This window comes from Albidovulum sp. (assembly GCF_041919395.1).
Classification (GTDB): Bacteria; Pseudomonadota; Alphaproteobacteria; order Rhodobacterales; family Rhodobacteraceae; genus Albidovulum.
Genome location: NZ_JAYRTX010000078.1, coordinates 1 through 16,215, shown reverse-complemented (window position 1 = coordinate 16,215; position 16,215 = coordinate 1). Strand labels below are relative to the sequence as shown.

General features: G+C 69.6%; 16 protein-coding genes and 1 tRNA gene. 6 read left to right on the top strand and 11 right to left on the bottom strand.

Going from position 1 to position 16,215, the window contains the following annotated elements; genetic code table 11:
* On the top strand, positions 1–767 hold a 767-nt coding region (gene bmt / locus ACMUOO_RS12895; protein WP_413855448.1), incomplete at its 5' end, for a betaine--homocysteine S-methyltransferase.
* 83 nt (positions 768–850) lie between these two features.
* Here the strand turns inward: bmt and ACMUOO_RS12890 are convergent.
* Positions 851–1,933, bottom strand: coding sequence for a PA0069 family radical SAM protein (locus tag ACMUOO_RS12890; RefSeq protein WP_301918876.1), 1,083 nt, complete (start codon positions 1,931–1,933; stop codon positions 851–853).
* 164 nt (positions 1,934–2,097) lie between these two features.
* Between ACMUOO_RS12890 and ACMUOO_RS12885 the strand changes: the two genes are divergently transcribed.
* The 3 genes from ACMUOO_RS12885 to ACMUOO_RS12875 all read left to right on the top strand — a co-directional run bounded on the left by ACMUOO_RS12885 (position 2,098) and on the right by ACMUOO_RS12875 (position 3,720).
* Positions 2,098–2,799 carry a corrinoid protein gene (locus tag ACMUOO_RS12885; protein WP_301918875.1) on the top strand — a complete coding sequence of 234 codons (702 nt, stop codon included), beginning with the start codon at positions 2,098–2,100 and terminating at the stop codon, positions 2,797–2,799.
* A 109-nt stretch (positions 2,800–2,908) separates the two neighbouring features.
* Positions 2,909–3,094: a hypothetical protein gene (locus tag ACMUOO_RS12880; RefSeq protein ID WP_301918874.1), complete on the top strand. Its 186-nt coding sequence runs from the start codon at positions 2,909–2,911 to the stop codon at positions 3,092–3,094.
* On the top strand, positions 3,094–3,720 hold the full coding sequence (locus tag ACMUOO_RS12875) for a DUF1638 domain-containing protein (protein WP_301918873.1): 627 nt from the start codon (positions 3,094–3,096) through the stop codon (positions 3,718–3,720). Before ACMUOO_RS12880 ends, ACMUOO_RS12875 begins: the two co-directional genes overlap by 1 nt.
* A gap of 7 nt (positions 3,721–3,727) precedes the next feature.
* Here ACMUOO_RS12875 and ACMUOO_RS12870 read toward each other — a convergent pair whose 3' ends face one another.
* Positions 3,728–4,153 carry a SufE family protein gene (locus ACMUOO_RS12870; protein WP_301918872.1) on the bottom strand — a complete coding sequence of 142 codons (426 nt, stop codon included), beginning with the start codon at positions 4,151–4,153 and terminating at the stop codon, positions 3,728–3,730.
* A 126-nt stretch (positions 4,154–4,279) separates the two neighbouring features.
* On the opposite strand from ACMUOO_RS12870, the gene ACMUOO_RS12865 reads away from it, so the two are divergent.
* Positions 4,280–4,753 carry a hypothetical protein gene (locus tag ACMUOO_RS12865; RefSeq protein ID WP_301918871.1) on the top strand — a complete coding sequence of 158 codons (474 nt, stop codon included), beginning with the start codon at positions 4,280–4,282 and terminating at the stop codon, positions 4,751–4,753.
* A 6-nt stretch (positions 4,754–4,759) separates the two neighbouring features.
* Here ACMUOO_RS12865 and rnd read toward each other — a convergent pair whose 3' ends face one another.
* From rnd to ACMUOO_RS12845, 4 genes are all read right to left on the bottom strand, one after another.
* Positions 4,760–5,914: a ribonuclease D gene (gene rnd / locus ACMUOO_RS12860; protein WP_301918870.1), complete on the bottom strand. Its 1,155-nt coding sequence runs from the start codon at positions 5,912–5,914 to the stop codon at positions 4,760–4,762.
* Positions 5,915–6,074: 160 nt separating this feature from the next.
* Complete coding sequence (purN, locus tag ACMUOO_RS12855; RefSeq protein ID WP_301918869.1) at positions 6,075–6,662, bottom strand: phosphoribosylglycinamide formyltransferase; 588 nt, start codon at positions 6,660–6,662, stop codon at positions 6,075–6,077.
* Positions 6,659–7,705: a phosphoribosylformylglycinamidine cyclo-ligase gene (purM, locus tag ACMUOO_RS12850; protein ID WP_301918868.1), complete on the bottom strand. Its 1,047-nt coding sequence runs from the start codon at positions 7,703–7,705 to the stop codon at positions 6,659–6,661. The genes purN and purM overlap by 4 nt, the downstream gene beginning before the upstream one ends.
* Positions 7,706–7,818: 113 nt before the next feature.
* Positions 7,819–10,482, bottom strand: coding sequence for an HAD-IC family P-type ATPase (locus ACMUOO_RS12845; protein WP_301918867.1), 2,664 nt, complete (start codon positions 10,480–10,482; stop codon positions 7,819–7,821).
* A 156-nt stretch (positions 10,483–10,638) separates the two neighbouring features.
* On the opposite strand from ACMUOO_RS12845, the gene ACMUOO_RS12840 reads away from it, so the two are divergent.
* A tRNA-Ile gene (locus ACMUOO_RS12840) sits at positions 10,639–10,714 on the top strand.
* Positions 10,715–10,842: 128 nt separating this feature from the next.
* Here the strand turns inward: ACMUOO_RS12840 and ACMUOO_RS12835 are convergent.
* From ACMUOO_RS12835 to ACMUOO_RS12815, 5 genes are all read right to left on the bottom strand, one after another.
* Entirely contained in the window at positions 10,843–12,105 is a 1,263-nt protein-coding gene (locus ACMUOO_RS12835; RefSeq protein ID WP_301918866.1) for a DEAD/DEAH box helicase, read from the bottom strand.
* A gap of 282 nt (positions 12,106–12,387) precedes the next feature.
* Positions 12,388–13,542: a M24 family metallopeptidase gene (locus ACMUOO_RS12830; RefSeq protein ID WP_301918865.1), complete on the bottom strand. Its 1,155-nt coding sequence runs from the start codon at positions 13,540–13,542 to the stop codon at positions 12,388–12,390.
* Between the two features lie 25 nt (positions 13,543–13,567).
* Entirely contained in the window at positions 13,568–14,428 is an 861-nt protein-coding gene (locus ACMUOO_RS12825; RefSeq protein ID WP_301918864.1) for a dipeptide ABC transporter ATP-binding protein, read from the bottom strand.
* Entirely contained in the window at positions 14,425–15,264 is an 840-nt protein-coding gene (locus ACMUOO_RS12820) for an ABC transporter ATP-binding protein (RefSeq protein WP_301918863.1), read from the bottom strand. Before ACMUOO_RS12820 ends, ACMUOO_RS12825 begins: the two co-directional genes overlap by 4 nt.
* 4 nt (positions 15,265–15,268) lie before the next feature.
* Entirely contained in the window at positions 15,269–16,186 is a 918-nt protein-coding gene (locus ACMUOO_RS12815; protein ID WP_301918862.1) for an ABC transporter permease subunit, read from the bottom strand.
* Positions 16,187–16,215 lie beyond the last annotated feature (29 nt).

The following is a 16,215-nucleotide window of genomic DNA, read 5'->3' as shown; positions in this document are numbered from 1 at the left end:
TGCGCGAGCTGAACCGGATCGGCGCAGCGATCGGCCGCGAGGTCGCCGATGCCGCCGGACGCCCGGTGGTGGTGGCCGGCTCGATGGGCCCAACGGGAGAAATCATGGCGCCCATGGGTGCGCTGACGCATGAGCGCGCTGTGGCGATGTTCCACGAACAGGCCGAGGGCCTGAAGGAAGGCGGCGCCGACGTGCTCTGGGTCGAGACGATCTCGGCGCCCGAGGAGTTCAAGGCGGCGGCCGAGGGCTGCGCGCTCGCGGGCATGCCCTGGTGCGGCACGATGAGCTTCGACACCGCGGGTCGGACGATGATGGGTGTGACCTCGGCGCAGATGGTGGCGCTGGTCGACCGGCTCGCCCACCGCCCGCTTGCCTTCGGCGCGAACTGCGGCGTGGGTGCCGCGGACCTCCTGCGCACCGTGCTCGGCTTTCTTGCGGCCGGGCCCGAACTTCCGGTGATCGCCAAGGGCAACGCCGGCATCCCGAAGTACCACGATGGGCATATCCATTACGACGGCACACCGGAACTGATGGCCGAATACGCGGTCCTCGCCCGTGACGCGGGGACCCGGATCATCGGCGGCTGCTGCGGCACGATGGCCGAACACCTGCAGGCGATGCGCCATGCGCTCGAGACCCGGCCGAAAGGGCCGCGGCCGACGCTCGACGAGATCGCCGCCCGGCTCGGCGGGTTTTCCTCGGCCTCCGACGGCACCGGCGACGATGCCGCCCCCGGGCGCGAACGGCGCGGCCGCCGGCGCGGCTGAGCGCGACGGGGGGCTCCGCCCCCGCCCCGGACCCTGTCCCGGACGCCCCCGGAGTGTTTCCGGCCAAGAAGAGACCCGCGCGGTCAGAAGAGCGAGAGCTGGTCGCCCGGACGCGGCGGCGGGCCGAAGCCAAACCTGTTCGGGGGCGGCAGCTTCGCGGCAAGGCCCGTGCGCTTCAGGGCCAGCGCGAAGCGGCGGGCCGTCAGGTCGGCATGGACGCCCTCTCCCGTCATCCTTGTGCCCCATTCCGCATCGTAGTCCTTGCCGCCCCGCATCTCCCTCAGGCGCGCCATGACATGGGCGGCACGGCCAGGCTCATGGCGGTCGAGCCAATCGCGGAACAAGGGCGCCACCTCGTGCGGCAGCCTGAGAAGGATATAGCTCGCCGCCCGCGCGCCCGCGTCGCGCGCGGCGGCGAGGATCCGTTCCAGCTCGGGCTCTGTCAGCACCGGGATGAGCGGCGCCACCATCACGCGCACCGGCACGCCGGCGCGGGCCAGTGCCTCGATCACCCTCAGGCGGCGGGCCGGCGCCGGCGCGCGCGGCTCCAGCCGCCGGGCGAGGTCGGCGTCGAGCGTCGTCACCGAAATGCCGACCTGCACGAGGGACCGCCGGGCCATCGCGCCGAGGAGATCGAGGTCGCGTTCGACGAGCGTGCCCTTGGTGACGATGCCGAGGGGGTGGTTCCAGTCCGACAGAAGCTCCAGCATTCGCCGCATGATCCGGTAGCGCGCCTCGATCGGCTGGTAGGGATCGGTATTGGTGCCGAAGGCGATCGGCGCGCAGGCATAGGACTTGCGGGCGATTTCGCGCGCGAGGATCGCTGGCGCCTCGGGGCGGGCGACGAGGCGGGTCTCGAAGTCGAGGCCGGCCGAGAGGCCGAGGTAGGCATGGCTCGGGCGGGCGAAGCAGTAGATGCAGCCATGTTCGCAGCCCCGGTAGGGATTCACCGACCGGTCGAAGCCGAGGTCGGGCGAGGAGACCGGGTTGAGGACCGAGCGCGGCCGTTCCTCGCTGATTTCCGTCCGGAGGAGCCGCTCGTCCTCGGGGATGTCCCAGCCGTCGTTCTCCGTCACGCGCCGGTAGGGCTCGAACCGCCCCGCGGCGTTGCTCGCGGCGCCCCGGGCGCGCAGGCGCAAGAAGGGATCGGCGGGCGGAAGCGACATGCAGCAGGCATAGAACATTTCAGGAACATTGCGCAAGTCCCGCCGGGCGCGGGGCGCGTCATCTCGTTCCGCGTCGCCGCAGGTGCCGCCCATGTCGCAATTCGCCAAGTGAACGCGGCGATCCCGCCGCAAATACGCTATCAGGACCGTCAGGAGACATGCCCATGGCCGACGACAACGACATCATCCTGAGCGAGCTCGACGACGAAGAGCTTGTGCTTCAGATGCACGACGACCTCTACGACGGTCTCAAGGAAGAGATCGAGGAGGGCGTGCGCATCCTTCTGGACCGCGGCTGGGCCCCCTACGACGTGCTGACCAAGGCGCTGGTCGCCGGCATGACCATCGTCGGCGCCGATTTCCGCGACGGCATCCTCTTCGTGCCGGAAGTGCTGCTGGCCGCCAACGCGATGAAGGCGGGGATGGCGATCCTCAAGCCGCTGCTGGCCGAGACCGGCGCACCGAAGGTCGGCAAGATGGTGATCGGCACCGTCAAGGGCGACATCCACGACATCGGCAAGAACCTTGTCGGCATGATGATGGAGGGCGCGGGTTTCGAGGTCGTGGACCTCGGCATCAACAACCCGGTCGAAAAATACCTCGAGGCGCTGGAGCGCGAGGATGCCGACATCCTCGGCATGTCGGCGCTTCTGACCACGACGATGCCCTACATGAAGGTCGTGATCGACACGATGAAGGAAAAGGGCATGCGCGAGGATTTCATCGTGCTGGTCGGCGGCGCGCCGCTCAACGAGGAATTCGGCCGGGCGATCGGCGCGGACGCCTATTGCCGCGATGCCGCGGTCGCCGTCCAGACCGCCAAGGACTTCATGGCACGCAAGCACAACAAGCTCTCGGCCGGCTGATCCGGGCCCGCACGGAGAATGATGGCGGCCCCGCAGCCCCCGGCTCGGGGCCGTTCGCGTCTTCACAAGCCCTGCCCGCGCCCCCACATCGGGGCGGAAGGAGGCGGAAATGACCCACGCACGTCTTGCCGCGATTCTCGCCGGAGTGATCCTCGCCGCCGCGATGACGGTGGCAGCGGTTTCGACCCTGGGCTGGCTCGCCCCTGCGGGCATCGGCGGGGCCGCACTCGCCGCGCTGGCCCTTGCACTCGCCGTCCGGCTCGTGTCGGCAGCGCGCGCAGGGGGGCGGCGCTGATGCTGCCCGACGACCGGACGCTGAGCGAGGCGGGCCTCGCGCCCGCGCATCGCGGGCGGATACTCCTGATCGCCTGCGGGGCGCTCGCGCGCGAGATTCTCGACCTGAAGGCCGCGAACGGCTGGGATCATCTCGACCTGACCTGCCTGCCCGCCAACCTGCATCTCTGGCCCGACCGGATCACCGAGGCGGTCGAGGCAGCGGTCATCAGGCACCGGGAGGAGTACGACGGCATCTTCGTCGTCTACGCCGACTGCGGCACGGGCGGGAGGCTGAAGGAACGCTGCGATGCCCTTGGCGTCGAGATGGTCGAGGGGCCGCACTGCTATTCCTTCTTCGAGGGCAACGCCGCCTTCGCCGCCCGCGAGGAGGCGACTGCCTTCTACCTGACCGACTTCCTCTGCCGCCAGTTCGACGCCTTCGTCTGGCGGCCGATGGGCTTCGACCGCCATCCGGAACTGATCCCGATGATGTTCGGCAACTACGAAAAGCTGGTCTACCAAGCCCAGACGGAAGACCCGGCGCTGGACGCGAAGGCGCGGGAGTGCGCGGCGAGGCTGGGCCTTGCCTACGAGAGGCGGTTCACCGGCTACGGGGACCTCTCGCCGGCGCTGGCGCGGCTCTGAGCCGGCGTCAACCGGCGGCCTCGGAGGCAAGCTTCCGCAGCCGCCCGACCATCGCGCGGAGGCCGTTCGAACGCTGCGACGAGAGGTGTTCGTCGAGCCCGAGCCGGGCGAGTTCCGCCTGCGCGTCCACGGCGGACGCCTCTCTCGCGGAGAGGCCCGAGTAGAGCGCGTGCAGGATCGCGATCAGCCCGCGGACGATCATCGCGTCGCTGTCGCCCCGGAAGTCGAAGCGTGCATCCGGCCCCCTCCCGGCGATTTGCGGCAGGAGCCAGACCTGGCTCGCGCAGCCCTCCACCTTCGTCGCCGGCACCTTCACCGCCTCGTCGAGCGCGGGCATCGCCTTGCCAAGCTCGATCACATGGCGGTAGCGGTCCTCCCAGTCGTCCAGGAAGTCGAAGGTCTCGACGATCTCCTCGAAGGCTTCGGTGGCCATGCTCTGTCTCCGGCTCGCCCTCACCACCTAGTCGCTCGGCCGCGCAACGTCCAGTGACGCCCGCTCTTTTCAGCGCGGCCCGAATGGGCTACCCAGTCGGGGACCTGGGTAGGGAGCGGCCGAAAGATGAGACTGCCTGTCAGCGGACTTCTGATCCTCGCGCTGGTGCTGGCGGGATGCGGGCGCATCCGCGAAAGCCGGCTCAACCCGTTCAACTGGTTCGGCCGGTCGCAGCCCGCAGCGGTGGCCGTAACGGAACCCGCCGTGCCGGGACGGCCCGACGACCCGCGCATCCTCGTGGCCGAGGTCACCGAGATGGAGGTGGCGCGCCAGCCGGGCGGGGCCATCGTGCGGGCGGCAGGCCTGCCGCCGACGCAAGGATGGTGGGATGCGGCGCTGGTGGCCGAGAACAACGGCGAGCCGGTCGACGGCGTGCTGACCTACCGGTTCGTGGTGGATCAGCCGCGCGGGCCTGCGCGCGTCTCCACGCCGCAGTCGCGCGAGGTCACGGCCGCGGCCTACCTCTCCGACATCAAGCTGGCGAACATCACCCAGATCGTCGTCCTCGGGGCCGGAAACAGCCGGTCGAGCCGGCGCTGACCGCCCTCAGACGGAGACGACCCGCACCGCGCCGCCCTTCGCGGAAAGCGCTATCTCGCCCTTGCAGAGCCTCAGCGCGTCGGCGCCGAAGACCTCGCCGCGCCACCCTTTCAACGCCACCACCGACCGATCGCCGGCCGCGAGCGCGTCAAGGTCCGAGGAAGTGGCGATGAGCTTCTGTGCGACGCCCGCGCTTTCCGACTTCGCCTTCAGGAGAACCCGCAGAAGGTCGGCCAGCGCCGAATCGACCTGGCCGGGATCGCGGTCGCCCTCGACCTTCGGGCAGTCCTCGGGCTTCACGGCGAGCCCCGCCGTCACCGCCGCAAGGATTCCCTCGGCGATCTCGGGCTTCCTGCCCTCGCGCAGAAGCAGGCGCGACCGGCCGAGTTCCTCCAGCGTCGTGGGCTTGGTCGAGGCAAGCTCCAGAAGCGCGTCGTCCTTGAAGACCCGGGAACGGGGCACGTTCCGGGCCTGGGCGTATTCCTCGCGGAACCGGGCGAGTTCGCGCACGATAGCCAGGAAACGACCCGACGTCGTGCGGGTCTTGACGCGCAGCCAGGCCTCTTCAGGACGGGTGATGTAGGTTTCGGGATCGAGAAGGATCGCAAGCTCCTCCTCCACCCATTTCTGCCGGCCGGTGCGTGCGAGCTCCTTCGCGAGGAATTCGTAGATCACGCGGAGGTGGGTCACATCGGCGAGCGCATAGGTCTTCTGAGCCTCGGAGAGCGGGCGGCGCGACCAGTCGGTGAAGCGCGAGGTCTTGTCGAGGCTCGCCCGGGCGATCTTCCTGACCAGGGTCTCGTAGCCCACCTGCTCGCCGAAGCCGCAAACCATCGCGGCAATCTGCGTGTCGAAGAGCGGTGTCGGGAAGACCTTGCCTTCGACGAAGAAGATTTCCAGATCCTGCCGCGCGGCGTGGAACACCTTCACCGTCGCCTCGTGGCGGAAGAGGTCGTAGAGCGGCTCCATCGAGAGCTTGCCGCTCAGCGGATCGACCAGCACGGCCTCTCCCTCCGCGCCGGGAAGCGCCATCTGGATCAGGCAGAGCCTGGAGTAATAGGTCCGCTCCCGAAGAAATTCCGTGTCTATCGTGACGTAGGGGCCTGTCTTGGCGGCGTCGCAGAACCGGGCAAGGTCTTCGGTCGTGGTTATCGTGCGCATGGATGGTCCGTCAGGCGCGGGGGTATCCCGCAGGAATTCCGCCCTCTTAGGCGACCCGCGGCGGAAAGGAAAGGGGCCGGGAGGAAGGCGGCCGATGCCTACCCCGGCCCGGGTTCAATTGCCACAAGCCTCGCCGATTTGTGCAGGCGCGCGGACGGTCCTAAAGCAGGACGGGTGTGCGGTCGCCCGCCGCAATGCGGCGCAGCACGGCGGGATAGAGCACGTGCTCCTTCGCAAGCACCCGCCGGGCCAGCGTATCGGCCGTGTCGCCGGGCAGGACGGGCACCCGCGCCTGGCCGAGGATCGGGCCCGCGTCCAGTTCGGGCGTGACCTCGTGGACGGTGCAGCCAGCCTCCGCGTCGCCAGCGTCGAGCGCGCGCCGGTGGGTGTCGAGGCCGGGGTATTTCGGCAGGAGCGAGGGATGGATGTTCAGCAGCCGTCCGCGGAAGCGTTCGACGAAGCCGGGTGTCAGCACCCGCATGAACCCGGCAAGGCAGAGGATGTCCGGCTCCGCCGCGAGGATGGGCTTCAGAAGTTCGGCCTCGAAGGCGGCGCGATCGCGGCCGAAGGGTCGGTGATCGACGGTGGCGGTCGCCACCCCCAGCTCGCGCGCCCGCGTCAGCCCGGCCGCCGCGGGATCGTTCGAGACGACCAGGACCGGGCGTGCGGGGTGGTCGCCGGTCATGCTGCGGACGAGGGCGACCATGTTCGATCCGCCCCCCGAAATCAGGATGGCGACGCGCTTCACAGGAGGCGGCCGCGATAGGCGACCCCCTGCCCTTTCGTGACGCAACCGATCTCCGTCACCGTCTCGCCCTCCGCCTCGAGCGCGAGCCGGAGGTCGGCCACACGGTCGGGCGCCACCACGGCGATCATGCCGATGCCGCAGTTGAAGGTCGTGAGAAGCTCGGCCTCCGCCATGCCGGCGGTCTCCGCCAGCCAGCGGAAGACCGGCGGCAGGTCCCAGGCGGCAAGGTCGATCTCGGCGCCGAGACCTTGCGGAAGCACGCGCGGCAGGTTCTCAGTGAGACCGCCGCCGGTGATATGGGCCAGCGCATGGACCCCGCCCGCCCGGATCGCCGCCAGCGCGGGGCGCACATAGAGGCGCGTCGGCGCCAGCAGTTCCTCCCCGAGCGGGCCTGGCCCGAAGGGCGCTGGCGCCGGCCAGGCAAGGCCCGAAAGCTCCACCACCTTGCGGACGAAGGAATAGCCGTTGGAATGGACGCCGTTCGAGGCGAGGCCGAGAAGCAGGTCGCCCTCGGCGACGTCGCGCGGCAGGTCGCGGCCGCGTTCCATCGCGCCCACCGCGAAGCCGGCCAGATCGAAGTCGCCGCGATGATACATCCCCGGCATCTCGGCCGTTTCGCCGCCGACGAGCGCGCATCCGGACTGCGCGCATCCCTCCGCGATCCCCTCGATGATCCGGGCGGCCTGATCCACGTCGAGCTTGCCCGTGGCGAAATAGTCCAGGAAGAACAGGGGTTCCGCCCCCTGGCAGACGAGGTCGTTCACGCACATGGCGACGAGGTCGATGCCGATCGTGTCCACGTTTCCGGTGTCGATGGCGATCCTGAGCTTGGTGCCCACCCCGTCGGTCGCCGCGACCAGAACCGGGTCGCGGTAGCCCGCCGCCTTGAGGTCGAAGAGTGCGCCGAAGCCGCCGAGCCCGGCGACGGTGCCCGCCCTGTTCGTCCGCTTCGCGGCGGGCTTGATCCGCTCGACGAGCGCATTGCCCGCGTCAATGTCGACGCCCGCATCGGCATAGGTCAGCCCGGTCTTCTGCCCCGTCATCTCTCGCATCCCCTGCATCGGCCGGCCCGCTGGGGCCCGTTTCGGCGCGGCATACAGGATAAGCGCGACGACGACAACGCGCCGGCCGGCCCCCGGCGCGTTTCCGGCACCCGCTAGGCGCGGTCGCGCGGCTTAAGCATGAGGCGGAGCTGCTTCTCGACTTCGAGGATGGCGAAGAAGACCGCACCGAGCGCGACCATCAGCATACCGTCGGGCACCGCGACCGGCCTGGTATCGAGCACCAGGTTCGCCAGTGGGAGGTACGTCGCCACGACCTGTGCGGCCACGGTGATCGCGAGGCAGATCCAGACCGCGCGGGTGCCGCGGACCGCGGCGATGGTAAGAGAGGTGGAATGGATGTTCCGGATGAAGAACAGGTGAAATATCTCGAGGATCACCAGCATGTTCATCGACATGGTGCGGGCAAGTTCGACCGGATAGCCGCGATCCGTCGCATAGGCGAAGAGGCCGAACACGACCGCCGTGAAGAGCACCCCGACGAGGAGTACGTGCCACACCAGTTCGCCGGTCAGAAGCGGCGCCGCGCGTGGACGCGGCGGACGCCGCATGGTCCCCGGTTCGGTGGGCTCGAAGGCGAGCGCAAGCCCGAGCGTCGCGGCCGTCACGAGGTTCACCCAGAGAATCTGCACCGGGCTGATCGGCAGCACCAGCCCGAGAAGAAGTGCGATCATGATCGTCGCGGCCTCGCCGGCGTTCGTCGGCAGGGTCCAACTGATCACCTTGCGCAGGTTGTCGAAGACCGTTCGCCCCTCGCGCACGGCCGCGACGATCGAGGCGAAATTGTCGTCGGTCAGCACGAACTCCGCTGCCTCCTTCGCGGCCTCGGAGCCGGTTATGCCCATGGCCACACCGGCGTCGGCGCGCTTGAGCGCGGGCGCGTCGTTCACGCCGTCGCCTGTCATCGCCACAGTCAGGCCAAGCGACTGGAGCGCGATGACGAGCCGGAGCTTGTGCTCGGGTGTGGCGCGGGCAAAGATGCCCACCTGCCGCACGGCCTCGCGCAGATCGGCGTCGCTCATCGTCTCGATTTCGGCCCCGGTCAGGACACGGTCGGGATCATCGAGGCCGATTGCCCGCCCGATCGCCGAAGCCGTGCCGGCGTGATCGCCGGTGATCATCTTGACGGCGATCCCGGCGCGGCGGCACTCGGCGACGGCGGCGGCAGCTTCCGCGCGCGGCGGGTCGATGAGGCCCACGAGACCGATCAGCGTCAGGTTTCCCTCGACCGAATCCTCATCCAGACCGTCCGTGCGCGCGCGCATCTCGGCCAGGGCCAGGACGCGCTGGCCGTCCGCCGCCATGGCCTGCACCTCGGCCTGCCAGTAACCGCTGTCGAGAGGTACGGTGTCGCCGTCGCCGGCGAGGTCCCGGCACATCGGCAGGATCCGCTCCGGCGCGCCCTTCACGAAAACCCGCCGCTCGCCGTCAGCCTGTTCCGCAAGAACGGCCATGTACCGGTGTTGCGCGTCGAAGGGGATCTCGTCCAGCCGCCGCCAACCTTGCACGCGCATGCGCGTCTTGCCGGCGAAGGCCAGCAGGGCGCCCTCCATCGGATCGCCCTCGACCGTCCAGACGCCGGCCGCGTCGCGCAGTGCGGCGTCGTTGCACAAGGCCGCCGCAAGCGCCGCCCGGTGCAGCCCTGAAACATGCGGCGGGGGCGTGATGGCGCCCGTCGGCGCGTAGCCTTCCCCCTCGACCGAATGGCGGCCGGACGCCAGCGCGAGCGCGCCGACGATCATCTCATTTCGCGTCAGCGTCCCGGTCTTGTCTGTGCAGATGACCGACACCGCGCCTAGCGTCTCGATCGCGGGAAGCTTGCGCACGATCGCATGGCGGCGCGCCATCGCCTGCACCCCGATCGCAAGCGTGATGGTGAGGACGGCCGGAAGACCCTCAGGAATGGCGGCCACTGTCAGACCGACGACCGCCATGAATATCTCGCCGAAGGGCATGTGCCCGACGACGTAGCCGAAGGCCAGCAGCACCGACGCCACGAGCAGGATCATCACCGTGAGCCAGCGCGCGAAGAGGTTCATCTGCGCGACGAGCGGCGTCGTCAACGTTTCGACATCGCGCAGGAGCCCGCTGACACGGCCGATCTCGGTCGCTTCGCCTGTGGCAACGACGACGCCGCGGCCGACCCCGGCGACCACCAGCGTGCCGCTGTATGCCATCGAGCGGCGGTCACCCAGCGGCGCATCCTCGGCCACGGGCAGGATGGTCTTGTCGGTGGGTACGGATTCGCCGGTAAGCACCGCCTCCTGGACCCGCAGCGCTCTCTGCGCGGTCAGCCGAAGGTCGGCCGGCACCTGGTCTCCCGCCTCCAGCAGCACGATGTCGCCGACGACGACCTCGGCGGCGGGAATGCCGGTCCGGCGCCCGTCGCGAAGCACCGCTGCGCGGGGCGCCAGCAGCGACCGCACAGCCGCCATTGCCGTCTCGGCCTTGCCCTCCTGGACAAAGCCCACGACCGCATTGATGAGGACGACGGCCAGGATGACGCCGGTATCGATCCAGTGACCGAGCGCCGCGGTGACGCCCGCGGAGGCGAGCAGCACGTAGATCAACGCGTTGTGGAACTGCGCCAGGAAACGCAGGATCGCCGGCCGACCGGGTGGCAGCGGCAGCGTGTTCGGCCCATTCGCGGCCAACCGCCGGGCGGCCTCGCCGGACGCGAGCCCCTCGGCCGGCGCCTCAAGCCGCCGCAGGCAGTCGTCGATCTCGGCGGCATGGGGGCGTGAGCCAGGTCGATCCATATGCTGGAGCCTCCGTCTCGGCCGTGCAGGGGCCAGTCTACCGTTCCCTTTCCGCCGGAGACAAGGCGGCGGGCACGCCAGCGCGGCATCTCGCGGCCGCCCCCGACCGCCGCCGGGGTTGACCGGTCCGGCGGTTCTGCTAGTCAGACTGCGGCCGGGCCCGTAGCTCAATGGTCAGAGCAGGGCGCTCATAACGCCTTGGTTGGGGGTTCAAGTCCCTCCGGGCCTACCAGACACCCGCCTCAGCCCTGCCTCGGAGCAAGGGGCCGACCGCCGCGCCGCCCCTTGCCGGCCTACCCTCCCGGGCGCCTCCATCGGAGAGCGCCGGGAGGGGGCTGGCCGGGCAGGTTCTGGCAGCCGTCACGCCGCGCGGCGGCGGCGCGGACGGCGGCGCTTCGCAGGCGTTGCGGCTGGAACGGCGCCGCCCGGTGCCCGCCCTGCGCCGCGGGGCGCGGTGCCAGCCCGGCGGCCGCCGCCCGCCCCGCGCTCGATCAGCGGGCTCTTGCCGCTCGCCACCGGCACCTCGGCCTTCATCACCTTCTGGATCTCGTGCAAGAGGTCGGCCTCCTCCGGCGCGCAGAAGGCAATCGCCTCGCCCTCGCGCCCGGCGCGGGCGGTACGGCCGATCCGGTGAACGTAGTTGTCCGGCACCTCGGGCAGGTCGTAGTTGATGACGTAGGACACACCCGGGATGTCGATGCCGCGCGCGGCCACGTCGGTCGCCACCAGCGTCGTGATCGTGCCGTCGCGGAACGCCTTGATGGCCCGGTCACGCTGGCCCTGGCTCTTGTTGCCGTGGATCGAGGCGGCGTTGTAGCCGTCGGCCACGAGGTCCTTCATCAGCTTTTCCGCGCCGTGCTTGGTGCGGGCGAAGACCAGCGTCAGAGCCTCCAGGTCCCGCGACAGGATCTCGCGCAGGCGCGCCGGCTTCTCGGCCTTGGGCAGGAAATGGACCGACTGGGTGACCTTGTCGGCCGCCTTGCCCGGAGGCGCGACCTGTACGCGGCGCGGGTCGGTGAGGTAGGCGCGGGAAATCTCCTCCATCTGCTTCGGCATCGTGGCCGAGAAGAGCATCGTCTGGCGCGGCGTGCCGAGCCGCGGGGCGATCTTCCGCAGCGCGTGGATGAAGCCGAGGTCGAGCATCTGGTCGGCCTCGTCGAGGACGAGATGGCGGACCGCGCCGAGGCTTACGGCGCCGCGGTCCATCAGGTCGATCAGCCGACCCGGGGTCGCCACCAGGACGTCGGTCCCGCGCGCAAGGAGCGCGATCTGCTTGCCGATGGACTGGCCGCCGACGACCGTACAGACGCGGATTTTCGTCCCGTCGGTCAGGACCCGGAGGCTGTCGGCGATCTGGTTGGCGAGTTCCCGCGTCGGCGCGAGGACCAGCGCCTTCACGCTCTTCGGCTCGGGCTTGCCCGGCTGGGCGAGGAGGTGGTCGATCAGCGGCAGGCCGAAGGCCAGCGTCTTGCCGGTGCCGGTCTGCGCGAGGCCGAGGATGTCGTGCCCGTCGAGCGCGAGCGGGATGGCCTGGTTCTGGATCGGGGTGGGTTCGGTGAAGCCCGCGCGTTTCACCGCGGAGCGAAGCGTCGGCGCGAGGCCGAGCATGTCGAAGTCGAACAAGTCGTATCCTTTGCAAGGCGCGCGGCAGCGATGCCGGCGCGCCGGTTTGCAGGACCGCGTGAATGCGGGCTGCGAGGGTCCGCGCGGCCTCGGGACAGGCGGGCTCATCCCGCGCCGTCCGGCCGTCGCGTCAGGACCCTGCGTGATGGGGAACTGAAATCCGTTGTCGCCGATGGCCCTGTCGGGGCCGGGCTTGCTCACGCGGCAGCGCGACGACAGGTGCCCAGTGCCGGATTGCCGCGCCACTGTCAAGCCTTCGTTTCCCGCCCCGGCGGGTGCGGATCACCCGAACGGCGCGTCGAGCGTCGCTGACGGCGGGCAGAACCAGCGTGGTCCGGCCTCGGTCATGTGGACAATGTCCTCCAGCCGAACGCCACACTCGCCGTAGACGCAGAGCATGGGTTCGATCGAGAAGCACATGCCGGGGGCAAGGACAGTCTCGTTTCCGGCGACGATCCAGGGTTCCTCGTGGATATCGAGGCCGAGCCCGTGCCCCGTCCGGTGCGGCAGGCCGGGAACGGCATGGCCGGGACCGAAACCCTCGTCCTCCAGCACCGCCCGGGCGGCGCGGTCCACCGAGGCGCAGGTCGCGCCCGGCTGAGCCGCGGCAAACGCGGCGGATTGCGCCCGCCGCTCGCAGTCCCAGAGGTGGCGCTGGCGGGCCGTCGGCCGGCCGAAGACATAGGTCCGGGTGATGTCGGAGTGATAGCCGTGAAGCCTGCCGCCGAGGTCGACCAGCACCATGTCTCCCTCGGAAAGCGTCTGCGCGTAGGGCACGCCGTGCGGATAGGCGGTGGCCTCGCCGAACTGCACCGCGACGAAGACCGGCGAAAGCCCCAGCGCCAGATGCGCCGCGTCGACGAAGCCGGCGACTTCCCGCGTCGAGATGCCGGGGCGCAGGCCGTCATGAACGGCCTTCTGGACCCGGTGGCTCGCCGCCATCGCCGTCTGGATGATGGCGATTTCCGCGGCGGACTTGATCCGCCTCTGTGCCGCGATCATGGGCCCGGCCGGAACCGGCTGAAGGTCCGGCACGGCCATCATCCGCGCGGCGAAGCCGAAGGCCATCGCGGGGTCGAGCGCGACCCGGCCACGCGCGCGCGCCGCGATCAGCGCGAAGGGATCCTCGTCCTCCTCCCAGACGGCGATCTCGCCGGGAAGGCGGATCATAGTCTCGAGCTTCGGGCGTTCGAACGCCGGGGTGACATAGAGAAGCGAGCCGTCCGAGCCGACGAGGGCACCGTGGAGCCGCTCCGAGGGATTGAGCGACAGCCCCGCGTAGTAGGCGAGCGAGGAGGTCGCATCGAGCCAGGCCCAGCCGGTCCCGCCGGCCCGCATCGCCGCCCTGAGGCCCTCCATCCGGCCGGCCAGTTCCTCGCGGGAGATTGCCGGCGCCTCGACCTTGGAAAAACCGGCCAGAACCTTGTCGTAGTCCATGTGACTGCTCCCAGGAGTGTTGCCGTCAGGCCGGTTGCAGGGCGCGCGCCGCCCTGCGCCGTTCCACCCGGGCGCGGATCGCCTCGACATCGGTGACCGGGGTCGCGGCGAAGAGCGACTGCGTGTAGGGGTGACGCGGATTGGCGAAGACCTCCTCGCGGGTCCCCTGCTCCACCGCCTCGCCCTTCGAGATCACCATCACCTCGTCGGCGATGTAGCGCACGACCGAAAGGTCATGGCTGACGAAGACGTAGGTCAGCTCGAACTCGTCCTGAAGATCGGCGAGCAGGTTCAGCACCTGAGCCTGAACCGAGAGGTCGAGCGCCGAGACGGGCTCGTCCAGCACCAGGAGCGACGGGTTCAGCATCAGCGCCCGTGCGATCGCGATCCGCTGGCGCTGGCCGCCCGAGAACATGTGGGGGTAGCGGTTGAAGTGCTCGGGCTGGAGCCCGACCTTGCTCAGCATCGCCTCGGCCCGCTCCCGCCGCTCGGCGGCGGGCACGTCGGTGTTGATGACAAGGGGCTCCATCAGCACGTCGCCGACCTTCTGGCGCGGATTGAGGCTGCCGTAGGGATTCTGGAACACCATCTGAACCTTCGACCGCAGCGCGGGCACCGGCCGCCGGCGGCGGATGTCGACCGCCTGCCCGTCGATCAGCAGGTCGCCCCCGGTCGGTGCGTCGATCAGCGCGATGATCCGCGCGAGGGTCGATTTCCCCGATCCGCTTTCGCCCACGATGGCGAGCGTCTTGCCCTTCTCGACCCTGAAGTCGATGCCCTTCAGCGCCCGTACCGACGAGGACCGGGCGAAGAAGCTGCCCGGCACATGGTAGTCCTGGACGATGGCGCGCCCCTCGACGACGGGAACGGTGTCGGCGCCGCTCATCGCGCGGCCTCCTGCTGGAAGTAGTCGGAGACGGTGGGAAGCCGGTCGCCGGTCGCATGTTCGGGCAGCGCCGAAAGGAGGGCGCGGGTGTAGGGATGCTGCGGCGCCTCGAAGAGCGAAAGCACGTCCGATTCCTCCATCTTGCGGCCCTTGTACTGCACCACCACGCGGTCGGCGGTCTCGGCCACCACGCCCATGTCGTGGGTGATGAGGATGAGCGCCATCCCGTAGTCCTCCTGGAGGTTCATCAGGAGGTCCAGGATCTGCTTCTGGATCGTCACGTCGAGCGCGGTCGTCGGCTCGTCCGCGATCAGGAGGCGCGGGTTGGAGGCGATGGCCATGGCGATCATCACGCGCTGACATTGCCCGCCGGACATCTGGTGCGGATAGGCGTCGATCTTGACCTCGGGCTCGGGGATTCCGACCGCGCGGAACAGCTCCAGTGCGCGGTCCCGCGCTGCCCGACGCGAGAGGCCGAGGTTCAGCCGCAGCACCTCCTCGATCTGGAAGCCGACGGTGAAGGATGGGTTCAGCGAGGCGATCGGCTCCTGGAAGATCATCGTGATCTCGCGCCCGATCAGCCTCCGCCTCTCGGCCGCGGTCATGGCGAGGATATCGCGGCCATCATAGGTCATCTCGTCGGCGGTGACGGTCGCGGTGTCAGGCAGAAGCCCCATCACCGCCAGCATCGACACGGACTTGCCCGAGCCGGACTCGCCGACGATGGCCAGGACCTCGCCGCGGTCCACGTGGACGTCGATCCCGTCGACGGCGGTGAAGCCGCCGGTTGCGGTGGCAAAGGTGACGGTCAGGTTCCGGATGGTGAGCAGCGCCATGGTCTCAGCTCCGCTTCAGCTTGGGGTCGAGCGCGTCGCGCAGCCCGTCGCCCATGAGGTTGATCGCCAGGACAGAAACCAGGATCGCGAGGCCGGGCAAGGTGACGACCCACCAGGCGCGCAGGATGAACTCCCGCGCCTCGGCCAGCATCGTGCCCCACTCCGGCGCGGGCGGCTGCGCCCCCATGCCGAGAAACCCGAGCGCCGCGGAATCGAGCACGGCCGAGGAAAAGGAAAGCGTCGCCTGCACGATGAGCGGGGCCAGGCAGTTGGGCAGGATGGTCCTGAACATCAGCCGCAGGTTGCCCGCGCCGGCGACACGGGCGGCGGTGACATATTCGCGCTTCATCTCGGACATGACCGCTGCCCGCGTCAGCCGCGCGAAATGCGGCTGGTAGACGATGGCAATGGCGATCATCGCGTTGGTCAGCCCCGGCCCCAGAACGGCGACGAGGACGAGCGCGAGCAGGAGCGAGGGGAAGGCCAGGATCACGTCCATGACCCGCATGATGACGGTATCGACCCAGCCGCCGAAGAACCCGGCGAGAAGCCCGATGACGATGCCGCCGACGAGCGCGATGGAGACGACGACGATGCCGATGAAGAGCGAGTACTGCGCCCCGAAGAGGAGACGCGAGAGGATGTCGCGGCCGACCGCGTCGGTGCCGAGCAGGAAGCCCTCGCGCCCTCCCTCCTGCCAGACCGGCGGCACGAGGAGGGCATCGCGGTACTGCGCCGTCGGATCGTGCGGCGCGAGCAGCGACGCGAAGACCGCGACGAGCACCAGAAGCACGAAGACCACGAGACCGCCGACCGCGCCCCGATTCTGACGGAAATAGAACCAGAACTCCGCCAGCATCCGGCGGCGGATGGCGGCGTCGGAGAGCCGGACCGGCGCGGCGAGGTTGGATGTGTCGCTCATTTGACGCGGATCCTCGGATTGATGAGGCC

Excerpts from the sequence above, each read along its gene's own strand:
- ACMUOO_RS12890 (WP_301918876.1), bottom strand. The coding sequence starts at position 1,933 with ATGTCGCTTCCGCCCGCCGATCCCTTCTTGCGCCTGCGCGCCCGGGGC.
- ACMUOO_RS12885 (WP_301918875.1), top strand. The coding sequence starts at position 2,098 with ATGGCCGACGACAACGACATCATCCTGAGCGAGCTCGACGACGAAGAG.
- ACMUOO_RS12880 (WP_301918874.1), top strand. The coding sequence starts at position 2,909 with ATGACCCACGCACGTCTTGCCGCGATTCTCGCCGGAGTGATCCTCGCC.
- ACMUOO_RS12875 (WP_301918873.1), top strand. The coding sequence starts at position 3,094 with ATGCTGCCCGACGACCGGACGCTGAGCGAGGCGGGCCTCGCGCCCGCG.
- ACMUOO_RS12870 (WP_301918872.1), bottom strand. The coding sequence starts at position 4,153 with ATGGCCACCGAAGCCTTCGAGGAGATCGTCGAGACCTTCGACTTCCTG.
- ACMUOO_RS12865 (WP_301918871.1), top strand. The coding sequence starts at position 4,280 with ATGAGACTGCCTGTCAGCGGACTTCTGATCCTCGCGCTGGTGCTGGCG.
- rnd (WP_301918870.1), bottom strand. The coding sequence starts at position 5,914 with ATGCGCACGATAACCACGACCGAAGACCTTGCCCGGTTCTGCGACGCC.
- purM (WP_301918868.1), bottom strand. The coding sequence starts at position 7,705 with ATGACGGGGCAGAAGACCGGGCTGACCTATGCCGATGCGGGCGTCGAC.
- ACMUOO_RS12845 (WP_301918867.1), bottom strand. The coding sequence starts at position 10,482 with ATGGATCGACCTGGCTCACGCCCCCATGCCGCCGAGATCGACGACTGC.
- ACMUOO_RS12830 (WP_301918865.1), bottom strand. The coding sequence starts at position 13,542 with ATGGACTACGACAAGGTTCTGGCCGGTTTTTCCAAGGTCGAGGCGCCG.
- ACMUOO_RS12825 (WP_301918864.1), bottom strand. The coding sequence starts at position 14,428 with ATGAGCGGCGCCGACACCGTTCCCGTCGTCGAGGGGCGCGCCATCGTC.
- ACMUOO_RS12820 (WP_301918863.1), bottom strand. The coding sequence starts at position 15,264 with ATGGCGCTGCTCACCATCCGGAACCTGACCGTCACCTTTGCCACCGCA.
- ACMUOO_RS12815 (WP_301918862.1), bottom strand. The coding sequence starts at position 16,186 with ATGAGCGACACATCCAACCTCGCCGCGCCGGTCCGGCTCTCCGACGCC.